This window comes from Paraliobacillus sp. PM-2 (assembly GCF_001368815.1).
In the GTDB taxonomy this organism is placed as follows: domain Bacteria; phylum Bacillota; class Bacilli; order Bacillales; family Amphibacillaceae; genus Paraliobacillus.
The window spans coordinates 137,982-157,060 of record NZ_CTEI01000001.1 but is presented as its reverse complement, the minus strand read 5'-3'; the positions used below and the strand labels follow the sequence as shown (position 1 = coordinate 157,060).

Annotated in this window: 16 protein-coding genes and 1 riboswitch; of the genes, 6 read left to right on the top strand and 10 right to left on the bottom strand. The window is 35.4% G+C overall.

What is annotated here, in order from left to right; all coding sequences use genetic code 11:
• Position 1: 1 nt before the first annotated feature.
• Positions 2–379, bottom strand: a complete 378-nt coding sequence (locus tag BN1058_RS00695; RefSeq protein ID WP_255306925.1) for a GntR family transcriptional regulator — start codon at positions 377–379, stop codon at positions 2–4.
• 297 nt (positions 380–676) lie between these two features.
• Between BN1058_RS00695 and BN1058_RS00690 the strand changes: the two genes are divergently transcribed.
• A complete protein-coding gene (locus BN1058_RS00690; RefSeq protein WP_090851395.1) occupies positions 677–1,324 on the top strand; it encodes a TetR/AcrR family transcriptional regulator in 648 nt (215 codons plus the stop codon).
• Positions 1,325–1,378: 54 nt separating this feature from the next.
• Here BN1058_RS00690 and BN1058_RS00685 read toward each other — a convergent pair whose 3' ends face one another.
• From BN1058_RS00685 to BN1058_RS00655, 7 genes are all read right to left on the bottom strand, one after another.
• Positions 1,379–2,575, bottom strand: a complete 1,197-nt coding sequence (locus tag BN1058_RS00685; RefSeq protein ID WP_176694403.1) for an MFS transporter — start codon at positions 2,573–2,575, stop codon at positions 1,379–1,381.
• Between the two features lie 89 nt (positions 2,576–2,664).
• Positions 2,665–3,894: an MFS transporter gene (locus tag BN1058_RS00680; protein ID WP_090851389.1), complete on the bottom strand. Its 1,230-nt coding sequence runs from the start codon at positions 3,892–3,894 to the stop codon at positions 2,665–2,667.
• Positions 3,895–4,103: 209 nt separating this feature from the next.
• Positions 4,104–5,279 carry a M20 metallopeptidase family protein gene (locus BN1058_RS00675; protein ID WP_090851386.1) on the bottom strand — a complete coding sequence of 392 codons (1,176 nt, stop codon included), beginning with the start codon at positions 5,277–5,279 and terminating at the stop codon, positions 4,104–4,106.
• A 100-nt stretch (positions 5,280–5,379) separates the two neighbouring features.
• The gene (locus tag BN1058_RS00670; protein ID WP_090851383.1) at positions 5,380–6,555 is read right to left on the bottom strand and encodes a M20 metallopeptidase family protein; all 1,176 of its coding nucleotides are present in this window, start codon (positions 6,553–6,555) and stop codon (positions 5,380–5,382) included.
• Between the two features lie 463 nt (positions 6,556–7,018).
• The gene (locus tag BN1058_RS00665; protein ID WP_090851380.1) at positions 7,019–7,618 is read right to left on the bottom strand and encodes a PepSY domain-containing protein; all 600 of its coding nucleotides are present in this window, start codon (positions 7,616–7,618) and stop codon (positions 7,019–7,021) included.
• A 7-nt stretch (positions 7,619–7,625) separates the two neighbouring features.
• Positions 7,626–8,981, bottom strand: coding sequence for a sensor histidine kinase (locus BN1058_RS00660; protein ID WP_090851377.1), 1,356 nt, complete (start codon positions 8,979–8,981; stop codon positions 7,626–7,628).
• Entirely contained in the window at positions 8,978–9,658 is a 681-nt protein-coding gene (locus BN1058_RS00655) for a response regulator transcription factor (protein WP_090851374.1), read from the bottom strand. The genes BN1058_RS00660 and BN1058_RS00655 overlap by 4 nt, the downstream gene beginning before the upstream one ends.
• Positions 9,659–9,827: 169 nt before the next feature.
• Here BN1058_RS00655 and BN1058_RS00650 point away from each other — a divergent pair, with 169 nt between their 5' ends.
• The 4 genes from BN1058_RS00650 (at position 9,828) to BN1058_RS00635 (ending at position 13,146) form a co-directional block, all read left to right on the top strand.
• Positions 9,828–10,739 (top strand): hypothetical protein, encoded by a 912-nt coding sequence (locus BN1058_RS00650; protein WP_090851371.1) that lies wholly within the window; start codon positions 9,828–9,830, stop codon positions 10,737–10,739.
• Positions 10,740–11,001: 262 nt separating this feature from the next.
• A complete protein-coding gene (locus BN1058_RS00645; RefSeq protein ID WP_090851368.1) occupies positions 11,002–11,736 on the top strand; it encodes a hypothetical protein in 735 nt (244 codons plus the stop codon).
• A 202-nt stretch (positions 11,737–11,938) separates the two neighbouring features.
• A complete protein-coding gene (locus BN1058_RS00640) occupies positions 11,939–12,439 on the top strand; it encodes a hypothetical protein (protein ID WP_090851365.1) in 501 nt (166 codons plus the stop codon).
• 293 nt (positions 12,440–12,732) lie between these two features.
• Entirely contained in the window at positions 12,733–13,146 is a 414-nt protein-coding gene (locus BN1058_RS00635) for a (deoxy)nucleoside triphosphate pyrophosphohydrolase (protein WP_090851362.1), read from the top strand.
• A 13-nt stretch (positions 13,147–13,159) separates the two neighbouring features.
• Here BN1058_RS00635 and BN1058_RS00630 read toward each other — a convergent pair whose 3' ends face one another.
• Together BN1058_RS00630 and BN1058_RS00625 are read right to left on the bottom strand one after the other, a co-directional pair.
• The gene (locus BN1058_RS00630) at positions 13,160–16,039 is read right to left on the bottom strand and encodes a DEAD/DEAH box helicase (RefSeq protein WP_090851359.1); all 2,880 of its coding nucleotides are present in this window, start codon (positions 16,037–16,039) and stop codon (positions 13,160–13,162) included.
• A 236-nt stretch (positions 16,040–16,275) separates the two neighbouring features.
• On the bottom strand, positions 16,276–17,277 hold the full coding sequence (locus BN1058_RS00625; RefSeq protein WP_090851356.1) for an LLM class flavin-dependent oxidoreductase: 1,002 nt from the start codon (positions 17,275–17,277) through the stop codon (positions 16,276–16,278).
• Positions 17,278–17,589: 312 nt separating this feature from the next.
• Positions 17,590–17,687, top strand: a riboswitch (purine riboswitch).
• Positions 17,688–17,761: 74 nt separating this feature from the next.
• Between BN1058_RS00625 and BN1058_RS00620 the strand changes: the two genes are divergently transcribed.
• On the top strand, positions 17,762–18,952 hold the full coding sequence (locus tag BN1058_RS00620; protein WP_090851353.1) for an MFS transporter: 1,191 nt from the start codon (positions 17,762–17,764) through the stop codon (positions 18,950–18,952).
• Positions 18,953–19,079 lie beyond the last annotated feature (127 nt).

The window sequence follows — 19,079 nt, the reverse complement described above, 5'->3', positions numbered from 1 at the left end:
TTTAATCCTCCCTAACTTTAGAGATAATATTCGTAATTAACATGTAGATCTCCTCTTGATTCATACCATTAATTAACGCTTCAACAACAATGGGCCTAAATTCATCAGATAAGCCTTCCAAACGCTTGGTAGATATCTTTTGTTCTTTTGCTTTGATAACAGCACCTTTTTTTGGGACAATCTCAATGATCCCCTTTGCTTCCAATTCATGATAGCTTTTATTCACGGTATGCATATTTACACCTAAGTCCCCTGCTAGTGCACGGACTGATGGCAGTGTGTCACCAGCTAATAGCTCCCCGCGCACCACGCTCTCCATGATTTGCGTGCTAAGCTGCCTATACAGAGGAATATCTAATGCATGATTTAAACTGATCACCGATATGAACCCCCGATCTATACTCATTTTATAGAAAAGTTTATCTGTTCTATATATACTATAACAAATCTGTTCTATATTGTCTATAACAACATTTGAATTAGTATTGACTACTTAAATCTGTTGCAATTATAGAGTTTTATGCACAAAATAAAGATAGGTCCTTTTTTGGTAATTAGTACCAATATAGGGCTTACTCAATTGTAAAATCTAGTCTATTATGATATATTTATAGAAAAGTAAGTAAAATAATCGTGCTATATTTTATGCTATGACAAATGATAAAAGGTGAAGCCAATGGACGTTAACCAAAAAATTATTGAAGAAGGTAAAAAACTAATAGAGTTAAAAGGTTTTCGCAAATTTACAATGGATGAGTTAGCACGAAAGCTACGCATCAGCAAAAAAACGATTTATATACATTTTTCAAGTAAAGATGACTTAATTAGTGCAATTATTAATTCAATTATTGAAAAAGATCTTACAGAAATGAAACGATTAATTGATGAAAAAGACAATTATGTTGAAAAAATGCAGGCTGTTTTCTTTTTGTACAATATTAAAATGCTCAGAAAACAGTATATGAATGAGTTAAGACAGTTTTTACCACACGAATGGGAGAAATTTAAGAGATTCAGTGTAAATCGTCGAGATTATGTCAGACGCATTTACACTGAAGGGGTAGAAAAAGGGGTTTTTATCAAAAAAATCACAAATATCCCTAATTCGCCAATGAAGTTACAAGAAGAACATACGGTTGATTTATTAATTTTTTTGTTATCGGCAATTATCGACCAAGCCATTGAAACTGACTTAACTGATTATGAATTTGATATTAATACAGTCCTAATTCATTCATATAAATTAATTATTCAGATGTTTCTTGTCGATTCACAGCAAACGGTCGATTTTCCCAATCTCCTTCACCTCTTAAAAACTGATTGAATAACAAGCGGCTACAGCTTCCTGTGGAGACTGTAGCCACTTTTATAATTGTGATTAATTCACATTTTCCCCAACATCTATATCTATTTGAAGCAATATTGCACTAACCCCAGCCAATAATAAGCATACTGCCATGATTATAAAGGCCAATTTGAAAGAACCACCTGAAATGGTAATTAAATTACCAATTATAAGTGGAGAAACACTCCCACCGATAAAAGCACCAATGTTAATAGCGGCATATGATGATCCGATAATCACTGATGGAATGATTTTATATGGAACTATTAAAAAAGCTGTAAATACAAACATTGAAAAGACCGTAATAAGAAACAATAATGTAATGGCTGCAATGATATGTGTTGAATAAATAAATACAATTAAACTAATAGCACCAATTGTGCTAAAAATGGCGATAAATTGTTTTTCATAGTTGGCAAAGAATTTCATGATGATAAAACCAGCACTCATCGCTGCAGCAGACATAACAATAGAATTAATTGTTAAATATTCACCTAATTGTGTATTAGACACAGAGAAATTTGTTTTCAACACGGCCGGAAGCCATGACATCAAGCCAACAGTCACTAGATTAACGAAAAACATACCTATTGAAATAATCAAAACACTTTTATTTCTACAAGCAATAAATATCGAGGCACGACTTAAAAAAACTTCTTTTTTTTCTGGCTTTTTATCAGGAACAAAGAGGATAAGAGAAATTAATGCAAGTACTGCCAATATTGCTAACAGCAAATATGCGGATCGCCAATTGATTCCAATCACTTTTATCCCCCCTGTATAAGCAATTAACCCCCCTATACCAGAGGTGGCTAGGATTTTAGATTGAAGTGCTGTACGTTGCTTTCCTTCAAAATTCTCACTAATCACCTTAGGACTCCCATTTGTGTATCCGGCATGACCGGCCCCAATTCCAATTCTAATTATAGCAAGTAACCATAAGGATGTACCGAAGCTAAACAATATAGAAGAAATGACTACAATAGATAAAGCAATGACTATAAATCGTTTATACCCGAAGTGATCAACAAACCAACCGCCCGGTAAGGTAATTAAGATAAAGCCGATATAATATAAACTAAGAATAATGCCTGTTTGGCTTGTGTCCCAATCGAATTCTTGTCCTAATGCAAGTATCGTAATAGATATTAAGTTTTTATCGATATAAACAAGCGTACCTATTAGAAATAACGTGAATGCTATTTTCCATTGTTGTTGTGTATAGTTCATATTCATTATCTCCCTAAATCAAAGGACCAAGTAATTTTAAAAAAGGACAACTTCAAAATACAATTTAATTTGAAGTTATCCTTTTTAAATTAATATTTTGGTTTTGTTTTAACAGCTAAAGCATATAGAATAAAGCTAACAGCAGCTAACACCATAAGTGTATATAACACTAAGATGTATGAATTATTAATGCTGTACAAAACACCAGATACAACTGCTGCAAGTGCTGTACCTAGAGATGAAAATATTGAAACAACGCCAAAAATGGAACTAAAGTCTTTTTCACCAAAGATCTTAGCTGTTACATAAGATGGCGCAATTGTTAATGCTGTAGCACCAACACCGGTAAATGTCGCATAAAGCAAGCCAGGTATTAATTTATCCGCACCCAATAATGAAACAAAGCTGAGGATATTACAAACACTTAAAATTATTAAGGCTGTTACCAAATTAACTTTATCAAACAAGCGGCCAACAACCAACTTACCAATCAACACTGTAGCTGAACCAAAGGCTAGTAAAAAGGCTGCTCGTTGGGTTGTAGCACCTATATCTGTCAAGTAAGGTGTTAAGTTAATGATCATCGTATTGGCAACAATACCTGTAATAATTATTGCCAATGCCAACAACCAGAATGAAGGTGTTTTGATTGCTTGCCCTTGCATTAAACCCTTCAACTCTTTTGCTTCTTTAGGATCCTTTACAGTCGTTTCCCCCAATGGCGCCAAGCCTAAATCTGCAGGTCTAAACCGAACAACAAATATAGTAAATGGAAGAATTGTGATTAAAATAATACCCGCAATAATTAGATACGTTGTTCTCCATCCCAATTGTGTGATTAGTGTATTTATCACAGGGCTTAAAATAATTCCACCGAAACCACTACCAGACAATGCAATCCCTAAGCTTAAACCACGTTTTTCATTAAACCAGTTTGTAATTAAAACAGATGCCGGAATAATAGAGCCAGCAATTAAAGCAATCCCCTGAAGAATGGAGAAAAAATAGAACATAATGATGTTCGTTGAGAATGAAAAACCGATATATGATATAGCTGCTAGGATAGTAAAGAATGTTAAATAAACCCTTATATCAAACTTTTTCATTAAGCGACCAGCAAATGGACTGGCAATCATTGCTGAAAAAGTAACAATTGTAAAATATAAATTAAACTGAGATCTACTAATGCCTAAATCTTGAGAAACAGGGTCTGTAAATAATGATATTAAGTTTACAATTGGTGTAAATAGTGTCGTCATTGAGATGAAGCATGCGACAACAATCCACCAACCATAAAAGATTTTCTTGTTTTTTGCCATTGTTATTCACCATCCTAAAAAATTTTTGTGTAATAATGTTTACAATTTAAAATATTGCGTTTTTTATATGTCTTACCTATATTTACATTTGGCTTTTTTTGTATTTGCAGAATAATATGCTTGTAATGATATGACAATAAAAGCTTAAAGTAGCAATAAAACGCGCAATTAATTACAGTAAAATTAAGACAATTAGCTGTTTTATATGTTTAATATCTACCTAGTAGGTCTAGTATTACTTGTACTTCTACTTTTGTCCCATTAAACATCGATTCTTCTAAAACATCGAACTTCGGATTATGGTTAAAGTATTTAATGCCATCTTCTTCTGTGCCTGCTCCTAAAAACATAAAGCAGCCAGGTACCACTTTTGTGTACGCAGAGAAATCTTCACTTGCCATTAGTGTGTTTGCATCATAAACTAACTCTTCACCTAAAACATTGATAGCTGCTTGTTTTGCTTTGACAGCTAATTCATGATTATTTATGACAGGAGAATAGCCACGGATATAATTAAGCTCATAAGATGCACCATGAGCTTTTGTCACATGTTCAACAATTTCTCTGACACGTTTTTCAACTAAATCACGTGTTTTCTCATTGAATGAACGAATAGAACAGCTTAATTTTGCTGTATCCGCAATGATATTCGGAGCTTGTCCACTAATAAATTCACCAATACTAATAATTGCATTTTCACTCGATTTAACACTTCTGGAACGAATAGTCTGTAATGCCGTGACGAGTTCACTACCGACGATAATTGGATCAATTGCTAACTCAGGTGTTGAAGCATGTGAGCCTTTACCTTGTATCTTCAAGTAAAATCCATCAGCTGCGATTGTAGCTGCACCATCAACAATGCCTATTGAACCTTTTTTAAATGTTGGCAGTATGTGTATACCATATATCTCGTCAACATCTTTTAAAACGCCAGCATCGATGATTTGCTGTGCACCACCTGGTACTTGTTCTTCAGCATGTTGAAAAATGAATTTGACTGTTCCTGCAAGGTTATCCTTCATACTGGTTAGTACTTTCGCCGCACCAAGAAGCATGGCAACATGTGTGTCATGGCCACATGCATGCATGACACCTTGGTTTTTGGACTTGAATTTAACATCTGTTTCTTCTTTAATTGGTAATGCGTCCATGTCAGCACGCAGCGCAATCGTTTGTCCTTCACCTGCACCACCTTTTAAAGTTGCAACTACACTTGTTTCAGTAGGACGTGTTAATTCTAAGTTAGGGAAAGTCGCTAACGTATCAAAAATGAACTGAGAGGTATTATACTCTTCAAATGACAATTCAGGATTTTGATGCAGTTGTCTTCTCCACTTAATAATCTTTTCTTTCGGAACTAAATTATTCCAATCTGTTATCATATTATTTACTCCACCTCTTATACTTTATTTAAACGCACATACCTATTACGTCATACTGAATTGGTAACAAGCTATTTTGTGCTATTGCATGAATGATTCATCATCTTCCAATCAAGTCAAGAATAAGCTGTATTTCTACTTTTGTTCCATTAAACATTGTTTCCTCAACAATATTGAATTTTGGATGGTGATTAAAATAACTACAATTATCCTCCTCAGTTCCAGCACCTAAAAACATAAAGCAGCCAGGAACGACTTTTGTATAAGCAGAGAAATCTTCACTTCCCATTAACGTTTCAGCATCATATACTAACGCTTCACCCAATGCTTTTGTTGCAGCTCTTTTTGCTTTAACAGCTTGCTCATTATTGTTAATGACGGGTGAATAACCACGAATATAATTAAGTTCATAAGTTGCGCCATGCGCTTTTGTGACATGTTCAATAATATCCTTCACACGTGTTTCAATTAAGTTACGTGTTTCCTCACTAAAAGAACGAATTGAACAGCTAAGCTTAGCCGTATCAGGAATGATATTAGGTGCTTGTCCACTTACAAATTCCCCAACACTAATAATGGCATTTTCACTTGATTTGACACTTCTTGAACGAACCGTTTGTAATGCTGAAACTATTTCACTACCAACAATAATTGGATCAATTGCCAGCTCGGGTGTTGATGCATGTGAACCTTTACCTTGTATTTTTAGAAAAAAACCGTCTGCTGCAATTGTTGCCGCACCATCTACGATCCCAATGGTGCCCTTTTTAAATGTAGGAAAAATATGAATTCCATAAATTTCATCAACATCTTCTAAAACGCCAGCATCAACTAACTCCTGTGCACCACCAGGTACAAGTTCTTCAGCGTGTTGGAAGATAAACTTCACAGTGCCAGCGAGTTTATCATTCATATGTGAGAGGACTTGAACTGCACCGAGAAGCATGGATACGTGTGCATCATGTCCACAGGCGTGCATGACACCTTTATTAAGCGATGGGAAATGAACATCTGCTTCTTCTTGAATTGGTAAAGCATCCATATCAGCCCGAAGTGCAATGGTTCGACCTTCGCCGGCGCCTCCTTTTAAAGTTGCAACAACACTTGTTTTAGTCGGACGATTTAATTCAAGATTCGGGAAAACTGCCAATGTATCATAAATAAATTGTGATGTATTATACTCTTCAAATGACAATTCAGGATTTTGATGTAAATGCCTTCTCCATTCAATAATCTTTTCTTTCGGAATTAGATCATGCCAATTTAATTGTGTCATTTTACTTTCCTCCTGTATTTTATAAATGTTTATAAATTAAAAACTTGAATTTAAGGAAGTAGTCTCTTTTACTTGGCCAACTATTAATTTCCTTCTCCATACATAAATAATAACAGGAAACCAGAAAACTTTAAATAGTTTCTTGGTTTTAAATATGAAAATAGTGTGACGGTTATATTAGATTTAACCAGTCTATTTTCTAAATGCAATTTATGACATCTTAAACTTTCGCATACAACTAATTATTAGTAATGACAAACAAAAAAAAGCCTTATCATTTAGATAAGGCCCGAGAGTAATGTAAGATAGAAAAGGTTTAGAAGGATTGATCGTCATGAATCTAAAGTAATACATAGCGCGAGTAGAGTAGTAATAAGTCGTAAAAGCCAGACTGCCTGTCTCTACCTACACAATTGAACGGAAACTTTGAATACATTATAGTGTCGCTCAAAAGGATCTCGTGTTACTCTTCTGCTTCCTCGGTATAAAAATACAACACTTTTCCGGTAACAGCATCGACCTCAGCTTCTACCTCGCTCCCGTTCGTCAATTCTATCTTTACTTCATATATATAGCGATCATCATCTTCATCAAGTTCCGATTCAATATTTGACTTTTTCACATTGCCATCCATACGTTCTAATACAATATCACTGGCTTGAACTGCCGTGATTAATCCGCCATTTTCATCCTCGGGGTTTTGGGGTTGTGGTTGTTTCTCATCTGTACGCTGGTCATCTTCCTGTTGTATTTCCTCGTTGGAGGGCTCCTTTTGTTCATTGGATTCATCTGATTGTGCAACTTCTTCAAGTGCAGCCATGTTTATAATTGCCCCATCAGCGTCATCCACCTTGACTTCGTAGACTCGCCCCTCTTTAATAAGTCTGACAACATAATAACCATCAGCCTTCGTCGTATCTTCAATTGTTCCACCGTACAGCTTTTGGGCACGCTGACTTGCTGCTTCCGTAGAAAGCGATTCTGTTTGAAATGGCCAAAAGTAAATGAGACAGATGATTAAAAGAGTACCAACTCCTAATATAATACTTATACGCTTAAACATTTTCCAACTACCTCCTCTCTATTACTTCCAAAGGTAAACAAACAATGAACTTGGTGCCTTGAGGTTCGTTGCCCTGCACCTGAATTGTCCCACCATGAGCCTTAACAATCTGATAGGCAAGCGCTAAGCCAAGCCCAGTACCACCTTTATTTCGACTGCGCGCTTTATCAACTCGGAAGAACCTATCAAAAACCCGATCCCACTCTGCCGGATCAATACCAGGTCCATGATCAGCTACCGTCAGTATGAACGCTTGCTCATCTTTTGTTATTGAAACGGAAATCGGATCATCTCCATATTTAATCGCATTATCTAGAAGAATAAACAGTAACTGCTGATACTTTTCTGCATCAATGAATACCGTTAGTTCCGGTCCGCTCACTGTCATCTCATTATTGGTTATTTGCTTCATACGCTGAACCGTTTGTCTACTTAGATGTATAATATTATGTTGCTCTAGATTTAGTTCACCTTGCTGGTCTTCCCGAGCTAAATCCAGTAACTGTTTCACCAAATGCTGCATCCGGTTTGTTTCGGATTGAATGGCTTCAATCGCTTCATCACGAACGGCAGGATCACTCTTCCCCCAACGTGACAATACACTCGCATAACTATTAATAACGGTTAAAGGGGTTTTGAGTTCATGCGAAGCATCAGAAACGAATTGCTGCTGACGCGAAAAATTACCCTCCAAACGATTAATCATCCGGTTAAACGTTTGAGTTAATAAGCTAAGTTCATCATTCGTGCGTCTTTTTTTAGAAATGGTTTGAAAACTGCCACTTCGTTCAATATCATCCATCGTCGTGATCAGTGTTCCAATAGGTTTGGTAATTAATCCTGCAAGCAGTCGGGCTCCGAAAACCACCGGTAGCAAGATAAATAGTGCGCTAACGAGCAAAACCCCACGCAATACCGTTAATGTTTTTTCTTCCTGTGCCAAACTTTCCGTGATCTCTAACGTTACGACTTGACCATCAGACCAAATTAGTGGAAAGAAAACAGACGCTGCCCGTCCAACCGATGTGTCACGTACAGCTGTCTGATACTTTCCAGCGTAAGAAGGTTCCAATTCCCGTAATTCGGGAACACGGGTACCTATGGATAGTATAGTGTCACCGTCAGAAATAACGCGGACCATGCCATTCGTTGGGGTAGATGCTTTAATTAGCTGTGCTATTGATTCATCTCCATCACTCTTTTGCAAGGCTTGTAAAATATCCTCTGATTGATCGTCTAATCGATCGGTCACTGTTTTTACAAGTAAATGATTAGATGCAACATAAATACCGACATGTGCTGCCAACAACAGTACAACGAGTAATCCCGTTGTTAATAGCTGAATCCTTGTCTTTAACTTCATGTGGCCTCACGCAATACATAGCCAACGCCCCGGACCGTCTGGATCAACGTTCCTGTATAATTATGATCAATTTTTTGCCGTAGATAACGAATATAAACATCGACAACATTCGTTTCTCCCGCATAATCAAACCCCCAAACGTTATGAAGGAGTTGATCACGTGTTAATACGATGTCTTTATTGCGCAATAAATAAATTAACAGGTCGAATTCGCGTGGTGTCAATTCAATTGGATGGTTTGCACGTGTAACTTGACGCGTTTGAACATTGGCAGATAAATCTGCAACGGTGAAAACTTCAGATTCGACCGCTGTATGACCTTGGCGTAAGCAAGCACGTACCCGAGCCAATAATTCCTCCATATCAAAAGGTTTTGTGACATAATCATTCGCACCTTGGTCAAGCCCCGAAACTTTATCTGGTACTGCATCACGTGCTGTTAGCATAATAACCGGAGTTGCATTACCCCCAGATCGCAAACGGCGTAAAATATCCATACCGCTACGTTCTGGAAGCATCACATCTAGCAAAAGCAAATCCCAAGATTCGCTTTCCGCACGCATTAAACCTTCATCACCTGTCTCAGCAGTTATCACTTGATATCCTTCATGCTTCAGTTCCAACGCTAATACACGCGCAATAGATGCTTCATCTTCCACAATCAGTATCCGTGTCATTTACTTCCCTTCTTTCGACCGTCTAAATTATTCTCCTTTCATTATATCATTAGACATTTAAGAAATAACTTTTTAAAGCTATTCTAATCAAATTCTAATTTTGTTCTAAAGATGCTATTATCTTTCATCGATATAATGGAATTATTCAGTTAAACAAGGAGGTAAACGTATGAAAACATTATTTTTAACTGCCATGGCAGGTGCATTATTATTCACAGGAGGTTTTGCTGGGACGGGAAGTGTTGATGCAACTGATCAAATGAAAGGACAATCGTATGTTCATGATCAGATAAATGATGGTGATAATTTACAACAGTTCACCGAATATGAGGTGTTAGAAGCGTACATTGATGATGTGGAAGATTACAACGTGCAAGTCGTTGAAGACAATGCTGAAAAACGTGTCCTTGTACTTACCGACAATAATCAGCAATACAAAAGCATTTTTATTAAAAACACAAACAGACTAAAAGTAATTGACTTGGATAAAGGTCCAATTCTAAATCAAGTGATCACACCTACAGATGAACCAGAAGCAGATGATGACAATGAATTAGAAGAGGAAAATGAGTCAGCTGTTGATGTAGATGATTTTTATGAGTTTGACACACTAGAAGCACAAATTGATGCTAATGACGATCATGCACGCATCGTAGAAGATAACCAACAGAAACGCGTGATGTTCGTAAACAGCGAAGACAGTCAAAAACAATATAAGAGTATCTTTATTAAAGACACAAACAGATTGAAAATTGTTGACCTAAACAATAGCGAAGTTTTCAATCAAGTGATTACAAATACAGACAAACCAGAAGCAGATGACGATGATAACGAATCTGAAGAAGAAAATGAATCAGCTGTTGATGTAGATGATTTTTATGAATTTGATACACTAGAAGCACAAATCGATGCTGATGACGATCATGCATGCATTGTAGAAGATAACCAGCATAAACGTGTGATGTTCGTAAATAGTGAAGACAGTCAAAAACAATATAAAAGTATTTTTATTAAAGATACAAACAGATTAAAAATTGTTGACTTGAACAATGGCGAAGTTTTTAATCAAATCATTAAGTAAAGGAAAAGAACCGGGTAGCATGACTATCCGGTTCTTTTTTAAGCATAGTTATCCTTTTAATGCTTCTGTTTATTAAAGTAAAATAATCTTCGTTATTCTCTACATCTTCTTCTGTTAAGATAGAAAGGGGGGCTCCACTACAATCGGTATTTTTACTTGTTAGAAAAAGAATCTCTATTTTAATATCCCTTTTTAAATTGTAAGATGCATGATAAAGTTATTGTGAAATCCATAAAAATACAATTGAAAAAGGATGTCTAGAATGTTAGATAATTACAACTTAATCGGAATGCTTATCTTAATTTTTACAATAAGCATAATAGTTTTAATAGTCTTAGTCATTAAAAGATTGAAAGGTTTTAAAAAAATAACTATTGGTTTCTTTAGTTTGATCTTAGTTTTGTTAATAGGATTTTCAATTTTCATTTTAGTAAGTACTAAAAATATAGAATCAGAATTAACAGCACGTGAGATCCAACATCGTTTTGATGAAATTAATCAAAAATATGAAATGGGAGAAGAATTTGATTTGGAAGATGCAGCATTTGTGAAAAAGTATGGAGATGATCATAATATTCCTGAGACAATTCAAGAAATCGAAATTCCATTACTGGAAACAAAGTCTTTCTATGAAACTGAATCATATAACTCTTCTGATAGTTTTGATGGATACTTAGAAGGAACAATTAGTTCAGAACATGGAGTCTTCAAAAACTCTTATAGTATAGCCATAACTGCCGGAAAATTAGATACTAATGATATTACACCTTCAAAAATCACAGCTTATGTTACTCATACAGCTTACGGAACAATAGGAAGTGGGGGCATTGGGATTGTGTATTCAAAAACTCTTAGTGATTCTGTCACAAATCAAAACTCAATATTCTTTTCAAGATCGGTTGAGTATAGAGGTAGTGTAGCTTATTCCGCAACTAATACATATGTAGATTTTAAACTGTTAGACGGTTCTTTTACAATTTTAGGTGATCCAGTGTAGTACTAAGGAACGTTAAATTTGTTTAGACTTTCATTCCTTCTAACCGTTTTTATAAAATAACAGAATAGAAATGTAATTTACTCTCTCTATTTACACTTTTTAATAAACAATGTACTATTATAACCATTGATGCCAAAATTTAAAAAAAGAAAGGGTTGATAGTTTTGAAGAAAATTATTGTTAGTACCTTGTTTTTTTATCTATGGGGTTTCTTGTTCCTATTCTAGTAGGGGCTGAAGAGGGTAATACTAAATTAACAGAAAGTGAGATTCAACAACGATTTAATGAAATCAATCAAAAATATGAAACCGGAAAAGAATTTAATTCAGAAGACACAGCATTTGTGAAAAAGTATGGAGATGTTAATCTTACTGAACAAAGTCAAGAAATTCAGCCATTCGCTGAAAAGCAATCTTTTTATGAAACTGGATCATATGGCTCATCAGCTTATGCCCACTTTGATGGCGTTCCAAATATGAAACCCAATGAAAAAGTGATCTTGTTTGGAGCCAATGGAGACTTAAACGTACTAGATGAAGCGTATTATGGTGTAGTTGGTGCTCATCAAGGCAAATTTAACATTATAAAAGGTAAGGCTTTAAGATATGCATCAGGACACAATAAGGATTACCCGTCTTTAGAAACACCAATTGATGAGATTGATCAAAAAATCAAAGAAAAGTTAGCAAGCAAAAGAAAATAGTATTCTATAAAGAAGCATAGGAGAAACAACTAACATAATGGGTTAATTGTTCCTCCTATGCTTCTTTTCAATAATTATCAAAATGCTTTACCTTATTAAATGATCTTTTGTCACAGTGACGCCCCGTAAAAACTTTAAATTAACTATTCTATTCATTTTCACTAACATCTTATCTCACCAAACAGTTTCGTTTTCAAATCTGTACAATATCTAATCTTAAGATCCAAAAATCTAGCTGGTCCATCTTTTAAATGCTAGAATATATAATAACTACGATAATTCGGAGGTTTCACATGAAGAAGAAAGTAAAAGTAGTAGCAGCTGTTATGCAGAATACTAAAGAGGAAGTTTTATGTGCTTTACGCTCGCTCGATATGTCTATACCAAACAAGTGGGAGTTTCCTGGCGGAAAAGTAGAAGCAGGAGAGAATTTACAAGAAGCTTTGGAACGCGAAATTCAAGAGGAATTAGATTGTGTAATTCAAGCTGGTAATGTGATCCATGATCATACACATGAATATGATAACTTTATTATTCAATTAATTGCACTTGAAGCAACTCTTATCTCTGGCACACCGATAGCAAGTGAACACACAAAATTAATTTGGTTGCCAAAGGAAAACCTCAATTCAATTGTTTGGGCTCCTGCAGATATTCCAGCTGTAGAAACGATAATGAAACAAACGGAAAGAGCACATAAATACTGATGTGCTCTTCTTATTATATAATATTTTCATGCAAATAATCATAGATTGCTTGATCTACTGTCTCATCTAGATGTAAATCCATCGTAACCACTGGAAGTTCTTCTTTATTTTTACCAATCATTGTAGTTTCTTCTACAGTTGCCTGATCAGGTGTTGCTTCACCCAAATAATAAAAGTCATTACCTTCATCATCATCTTTCTTAACAAACAAATGTATATTTATGTTTCTTTCTTCTGCTTCAATTATATTTATTACTTCTTTTGAGGTCTTACGACGTCTACTTTTTGTATACCAATGTAATACTTCAGGACTCTTAAAAGTATCTTCATAATTGACGCTAGCTTCCACATCTTCTTTTTTATGATATGTAACAAAAATAGGACAAGTTCCATGCTTTGTTTTATATCCATACATTGTAGAACCTTCGTCATTATCCCAATTTAAATACTTACAAACATCTTTACGTGAGTATTTTTCTAACCTTGTTAAGGACTGTTCTTTGTCAAAACGACGAGATCTTTTTTCCGCCACGGCTAATACGTCTTGTACTAATTTTTTAAACCATGACTGCGTTAGATATTGTTGGAATTTTTCTGGCATCTCATACTTATCATCTCGTACATTAACAATCGGTTCACTTCCATATTTCTTTTGTTCTGGTGCTGTGAAGAATTCCAGCTGCACTATTCTTTCAACGGATCTTACTATTTGATCATCCATCGGTAAACCTTTTGAAGCGAGTATTTCCATAAACATATGTTTACTAAGTGAAACGTTTTCTAGCAACGTTTGCAACAGAATAATTTCATGTTTTCGTTTTCCTGGTAGTACCTCCTGAGAGATAAAGGTCAAAATTTGTTCAGCATGCTTGGGTATATCACTTACTTCTTCCTTAATAGATTGTAAGAAGACTAACATATTGCTTTTCTTATCTACAATGACGGTAGGATCTACTGAATTATAATCATAAAAATCTTCTAATAATGGCATACGTCCAATGCGCATTTTTAATGTTTGATAGGCATCCTTTAATACTTTCATGTGCATTAAATTGGCCGTTTTAATAGATTCATAGATTCTCTGCTTTGCAACCGCTTCAAAATTAACGGTTGATGTACCCTTGATATAGCTTGTATCAATCATTTTACGCCGGATAGAATCTTTATTTTGTGAATTATCCCCTGATAAAGCAACTGGAATTAAGAAGTTATTTTGATAATTTCCAATGAAGTCAATCACTGTGAGATGTTGCTTCGACTCATGCTTTCGCAATCCTCTGCCTAGCTGCTGGATAAAAATAATACTAGAATCTGTTTGTCTAAGCATAACTACTTGATTAATTGCTGGTATATCAATACCTTCATTAAAAATATTAACCGTGATAATGTAATCTAGGTATCCATTCTCAAGTCTATTCACTTGATATTGTCTAGTTTCTTGTGGATCATCACCTGTTAATGCAACTGTTTTTAAACCATGTTGGTTAAATAACGCAGATAAATGACTCGCTTCTTTTTTTGTGCTACAAAACATTAAACCTCTAACTTTATCACCTGAATAACTATAATATTCAATTTTTTCAATAATCTGCTTTATTCGCTCATCAGAAACCAATTGATTAAAGAGTGCAACATCTTTAACCTCTCCGTCAATTTCAAGGTCGGTCACACCATAATAATGAAAAGGTACCAGCATATCTTCTTCTAATGCTTCTTGTAGTCTAATTTCATAAGCTATATTGTAATTAAATAATTGAAATAAATCATACCCATCGGTTCGTTCTGGTGTAGCAGTCATACCTAATAAGAATTCTGGACTAAAATGATTAATAATACGTTGATAGGAATTAGCACCAGCTCGATGACTCTCATCTATTAATATATAATCAAAAGAATCTTCGTTAAGTTGTTGCAACGTTTCTTCTTTAGAAATTGTTTGGACCGTTGCAAAAACATATTTCCGATCAATTTGCTTACTACTACCTGTTAAAATTCCAAAATCATTTTCATTTCCACCTAATATTTTCATAAAGTCTTGTTTTGCTTTTTGCAAAATTTGTTCCCGATGAACAATGAACAACATACGTTTTGGCCTTTCGTTTCTTACATCAAATGCTGCTAAATAGGTCTTTCCAGTACCAGTAGCGGAGATGATTAGTCCTCGATCCTGACCTTGGTTTCTAATAGCCTGAATTCCCTTTAGAGCTTGTACTTGCATTTTATTTGGTTCAATGGTTAGCGCTTGCTCCATTTTATTACTTATGTAACTAGGAGCCATTTCAGCAACCTTTGTGTGTTGAATCTGTTTACATTGACTTTGGTATTGTTCAATCCAATCATATGTTAACGTTGTCGAATGCCCCCACATTTCATTAAATTGCTTTTGAAAATAATGAAGTAATTCGCCATTATCATGTGAGGTTAATTTAATATTCCATTCATAGTTCACCTTTAGAGCATTGGCAGATAAGTTTGAGCTTCCTACAATTAATGTAGAATAGTTGTCGTGTTGGAAAATGTAACCTTTTGAATGAAAACCTTCTACATCCGATATACGCACTTCTACATTTTTTAACTTAAGTAATTCTTTAAATATCTTAGGTTGATTAAAATATTGATAAGTTGAAGTAAGAATACATCCTTTGACATCTTTATGATGCAAATCTAGCAAATGGGACTTTAAAGTTGCTAACCCACCTTCTGTAATAAAAGCAACTGAAAATAAGAAAGATCGACAATCTTTCAACTCATCTATTAACGTTGTTAGTACGTTTTGCTTTTTATGTTGATTATTTAACAATAACTCTGGCTTAAATTTCCCTTTATACTTATTGTTCTTATTAATAAATCCTTTTTCATAGGACTGCTGCAATTGATAAATGAAGTTAGACATGTTAATATCTCCCAAATTAAAATATTTATATGCATAGTTAGTATTATACTCTATTCTATAATAGAATATTTGACCTGGTAAACTGGTTACAAATCTAACTGTTTCATCATATATAACCAAAATTAAAAGCCTATAAACTAACAATGTGAATCGTCAGCATATAGGCAGTCTAAAGTATTTTACTAATATTATTTGTAAAATTCGACTAATGACATATTTCCTTAAACCTCAATACTTCAAATCAATTCATTAGCCAATAGCCGATACACATTTAAACGTTTTTCTTGTGAGTGGGGAATGCTACAGATCATCGCTTCATCAAAACCATAATAGGCTTGCTCTTCTTGTAACGTTGTTGCGATTTCTTTTACATCTCCAACTAAATGGACTTTACGATTCTGTTCAATAATCATTCGATCCATTTCCGTCAATGGGTAATCACGGGCCTCTTCAGGTGTCATGACTGGGGTGACTTTCCCTCGCATAAATAACAAACGCCAAATATCTTGCGGTTTTGCTTCGAATTCAGCTTCTTCTTTTGATTGAGCTGTTGTGACCATATATGAAACATTTATTTCAGGTTTTTGCATAAACGCAGAAGGTTGGAAATGGTTTCTGTATGCATCTAAGATTTCTTGCGACATTTCCCCATTGAAAAACTGTGCAAAAGAATAACCGACACCTCTACGGCCCGCTTCAACTGCACTGTTACCACTTGAACCTAATAACCATGCTTCTGGCAAAACAATGTCGTTTGGTGTTGCGATTGTTTTCTGATATAAACGATCTTCAGGTACTTCGTCATGAAGCAACTGTAAGGTCGTATCAAATTTTTCATACAGATTGTTTATCATTGGTTGCCGTCCTTCAGATAAAGCATAAATGGCGTGATTATCTCCACCAGGGGCTCGGCCAACGCCAAAGTCAATTCGGCCCGGCACATAGGCATTTAAGGTTTTAAATACTTCAGCCAATTTAAGTGGAGAGTAATGCATCATCATTACACCACCTGTTCCGATACGAAGATGCTTTGTTTTAGCTGTTAGAAAGGCTGTTGAAATCTCAGGAGCAGAGCTTGCAAACACATTTACATCGCGACTGGCATGATGTTCTGCCATCCACATGCGATGATAGCCTAGTTCATCACCTAAAACGGCTAGTTCTTCTGCTTTTTTTAATGCATCTGTTGCATCATTCCCTCTCGTAATCGGGGCTTGATCTAAGATACTAAGTTTCATTTATATAACATCCTTTCCAGACTACTATGGATGAGCATTGTTCGGTTTAGTTTAAAATATTGGTTTTAGAAAGTAAATTTTTTTGCTTGTTCACTCTTTTTTATTCTAATTTACCTCAGTTTAGTCTATTAAAAAACGTAAGGACACCTCTGCATAAACTTTTAAGTGAATATGGAGATCTTATATTTTTGAAGCGTAGGTTAAACGATGTCGACATGCCCACTTACTAAAAACACTCGTACTAGGCTCATGGTGTCGTCATTGAATTATTTAATACTTGATAAACTCAACAAAAGCTAGTAAACTATTCTAGTGTTTATCAAATAAATTACCTGTATAACCTCAGAATATGGCTGAGGGTCTCTACCAGGAACCACAAAATCCTGATTACAGAAAATGAACTGTTCATTTTTTGTAATCAGGATTTTTTTATTCCTAAAAATATAGACAACATCGATACAGTAGAAAGGAAGAAAAACAGACTATGAATATAAAAGTTTTTATACTCGCATTATCAACCGTAGCAGTTGGACTCGTTGAATTAGTCGTTGGAGGCATCCTACCAGCTATCGCAGATGATTTAAATATTACTTTAAGCTCCGCAGGACAACTAATCACAATTTTTGCACTTATATATGCCATTGCTGGCCCTGTGTTACTAGTCTTAACTAGCAAAATGGAACGAAAAAAGCTATACCTTATATCCTTGTTCGCTTTCTTCATCGGTAATATGATGACCTATTTCAGTCCAACTTTTACCTTAATGATGATCGCAAGGATATTAACCGCCATGAGTACCGCACTGATCGTTGTATTATCCTTAACGATCGCATCGAAAATTGTGGCACCAGCACACCGAGCTAAAGCACTAGGACTTATCTATATGGGAATTAGCTCCTCCCTTGTGATGGGTGTGCCACTCGGCATTCTAATTTCCGAACAATTTGGCTGGCGCATTATTTTTCTCGGTATTTCTATTTTATCCATCGGTTCCTTTATCCTAATCTCGATCTTTTTAGAGCGGATCCCTGGAGAAAAGACCGTTCCATTAAAACAACAGTTAAAAGCAGTGAGTAGCTTCAAGTTAGGAAGTGCCCACCTTGCAACGATGTTTATGCTAGCAGGACATTATACGTTATATGCATACTTCACACCATTTTTAGAGACAGAGCTTGGCTTGAACTCTACTTGGATTAGCATTAGCTATCTATTATTTGGGGTTGCAGCAGTAAGCGGTGGCGCATTCGGTGGTATTCTTTCCGATCGAATCGGACCACCAAAAAGTATTATTGCCGTTATCGTTGCATTCGCTGCCGTCCTATTCATCTTGCCATTCACTACGTTCTCCATTGTGGTGTTTATACCGGTAATGATGATATGGGCTGGATTAAGCTGGAGTCTAGCACCACCACAACAAAGCTATCTGATTCAATCAGACCCTGTGACATCCGACATTCAGCAAAGCTTTAATAACTCAGCATTACAAATCGGTATCTCACTTGGATCAGCCTATGGTGGCGTCGTGTTGAATTTCTCTAGTTCCATTTCTAACATGGCCTGGTTCGGTGGCATCCTAGTGGTCATTTCCTTGCTATGCGCAGTATTTTCTTTGACTAGGAAAACTGGTCTGGAGGAGAATGGGAAAGTTGGATTGACTGCGGAGAGTAATGGGTGATTTGGGATTTAGAATAGAAGTAGACAGCACCACTCAATAACCATGAGTGGTGCTGTTTTTTGCTAACAATATATTTTAGTCATGATGAAGTTCACTGCATATCCTACTTAGAAATCACACAGCTTTT

Bases quoted from the DNA above. Each gene is read 5' to 3' on its own strand.
- BN1058_RS00625 (WP_090851356.1), bottom strand. From the start codon at position 17,277: ATGAAACTTAGTATCTTAGATCAAGCCCCGATTACGAGAGGGAATGAT.
- BN1058_RS00670 (WP_090851383.1), bottom strand. From the start codon at position 6,555: ATGACACAATTAAATTGGCATGATCTAATTCCGAAAGAAAAGATTATT.
- BN1058_RS00650 (WP_090851371.1), top strand. From the start codon at position 9,828: ATGAAAACATTATTTTTAACTGCCATGGCAGGTGCATTATTATTCACA.
- BN1058_RS00620 (WP_090851353.1), top strand. From the start codon at position 17,762: ATGAATATAAAAGTTTTTATACTCGCATTATCAACCGTAGCAGTTGGA.
- BN1058_RS00635 (WP_090851362.1), top strand. From the start codon at position 12,733: ATGAAGAAGAAAGTAAAAGTAGTAGCAGCTGTTATGCAGAATACTAAA.
- BN1058_RS00655 (WP_090851374.1), bottom strand. From the start codon at position 9,658: ATGACACGGATACTGATTGTGGAAGATGAAGCATCTATTGCGCGTGTA.
- BN1058_RS00675 (WP_090851386.1), bottom strand. From the start codon at position 5,279: ATGATAACAGATTGGAATAATTTAGTTCCGAAAGAAAAGATTATTAAG.
- BN1058_RS00640 (WP_090851365.1), top strand. From the start codon at position 11,939: ATGGGGTTTCTTGTTCCTATTCTAGTAGGGGCTGAAGAGGGTAATACT.
- BN1058_RS00680 (WP_090851389.1), bottom strand. From the start codon at position 3,894: ATGGCAAAAAACAAGAAAATCTTTTATGGTTGGTGGATTGTTGTCGCA.
- BN1058_RS00665 (WP_090851380.1), bottom strand. From the start codon at position 7,618: ATGTTTAAGCGTATAAGTATTATATTAGGAGTTGGTACTCTTTTAATC.
- BN1058_RS00685 (WP_176694403.1), bottom strand. From the start codon at position 2,575: ATGAACTATACACAACAACAATGGAAAATAGCATTCACGTTATTTCTA.
- BN1058_RS00645 (WP_090851368.1), top strand. From the start codon at position 11,002: ATGTTAGATAATTACAACTTAATCGGAATGCTTATCTTAATTTTTACA.
- BN1058_RS00630 (WP_090851359.1), bottom strand. From the start codon at position 16,039: ATGTCTAACTTCATTTATCAATTGCAGCAGTCCTATGAAAAAGGATTT.
- BN1058_RS00660 (WP_090851377.1), bottom strand. From the start codon at position 8,981: ATGAAGTTAAAGACAAGGATTCAGCTATTAACAACGGGATTACTCGTT.
- BN1058_RS00690 (WP_090851395.1), top strand. From the start codon at position 677: ATGGACGTTAACCAAAAAATTATTGAAGAAGGTAAAAAACTAATAGAG.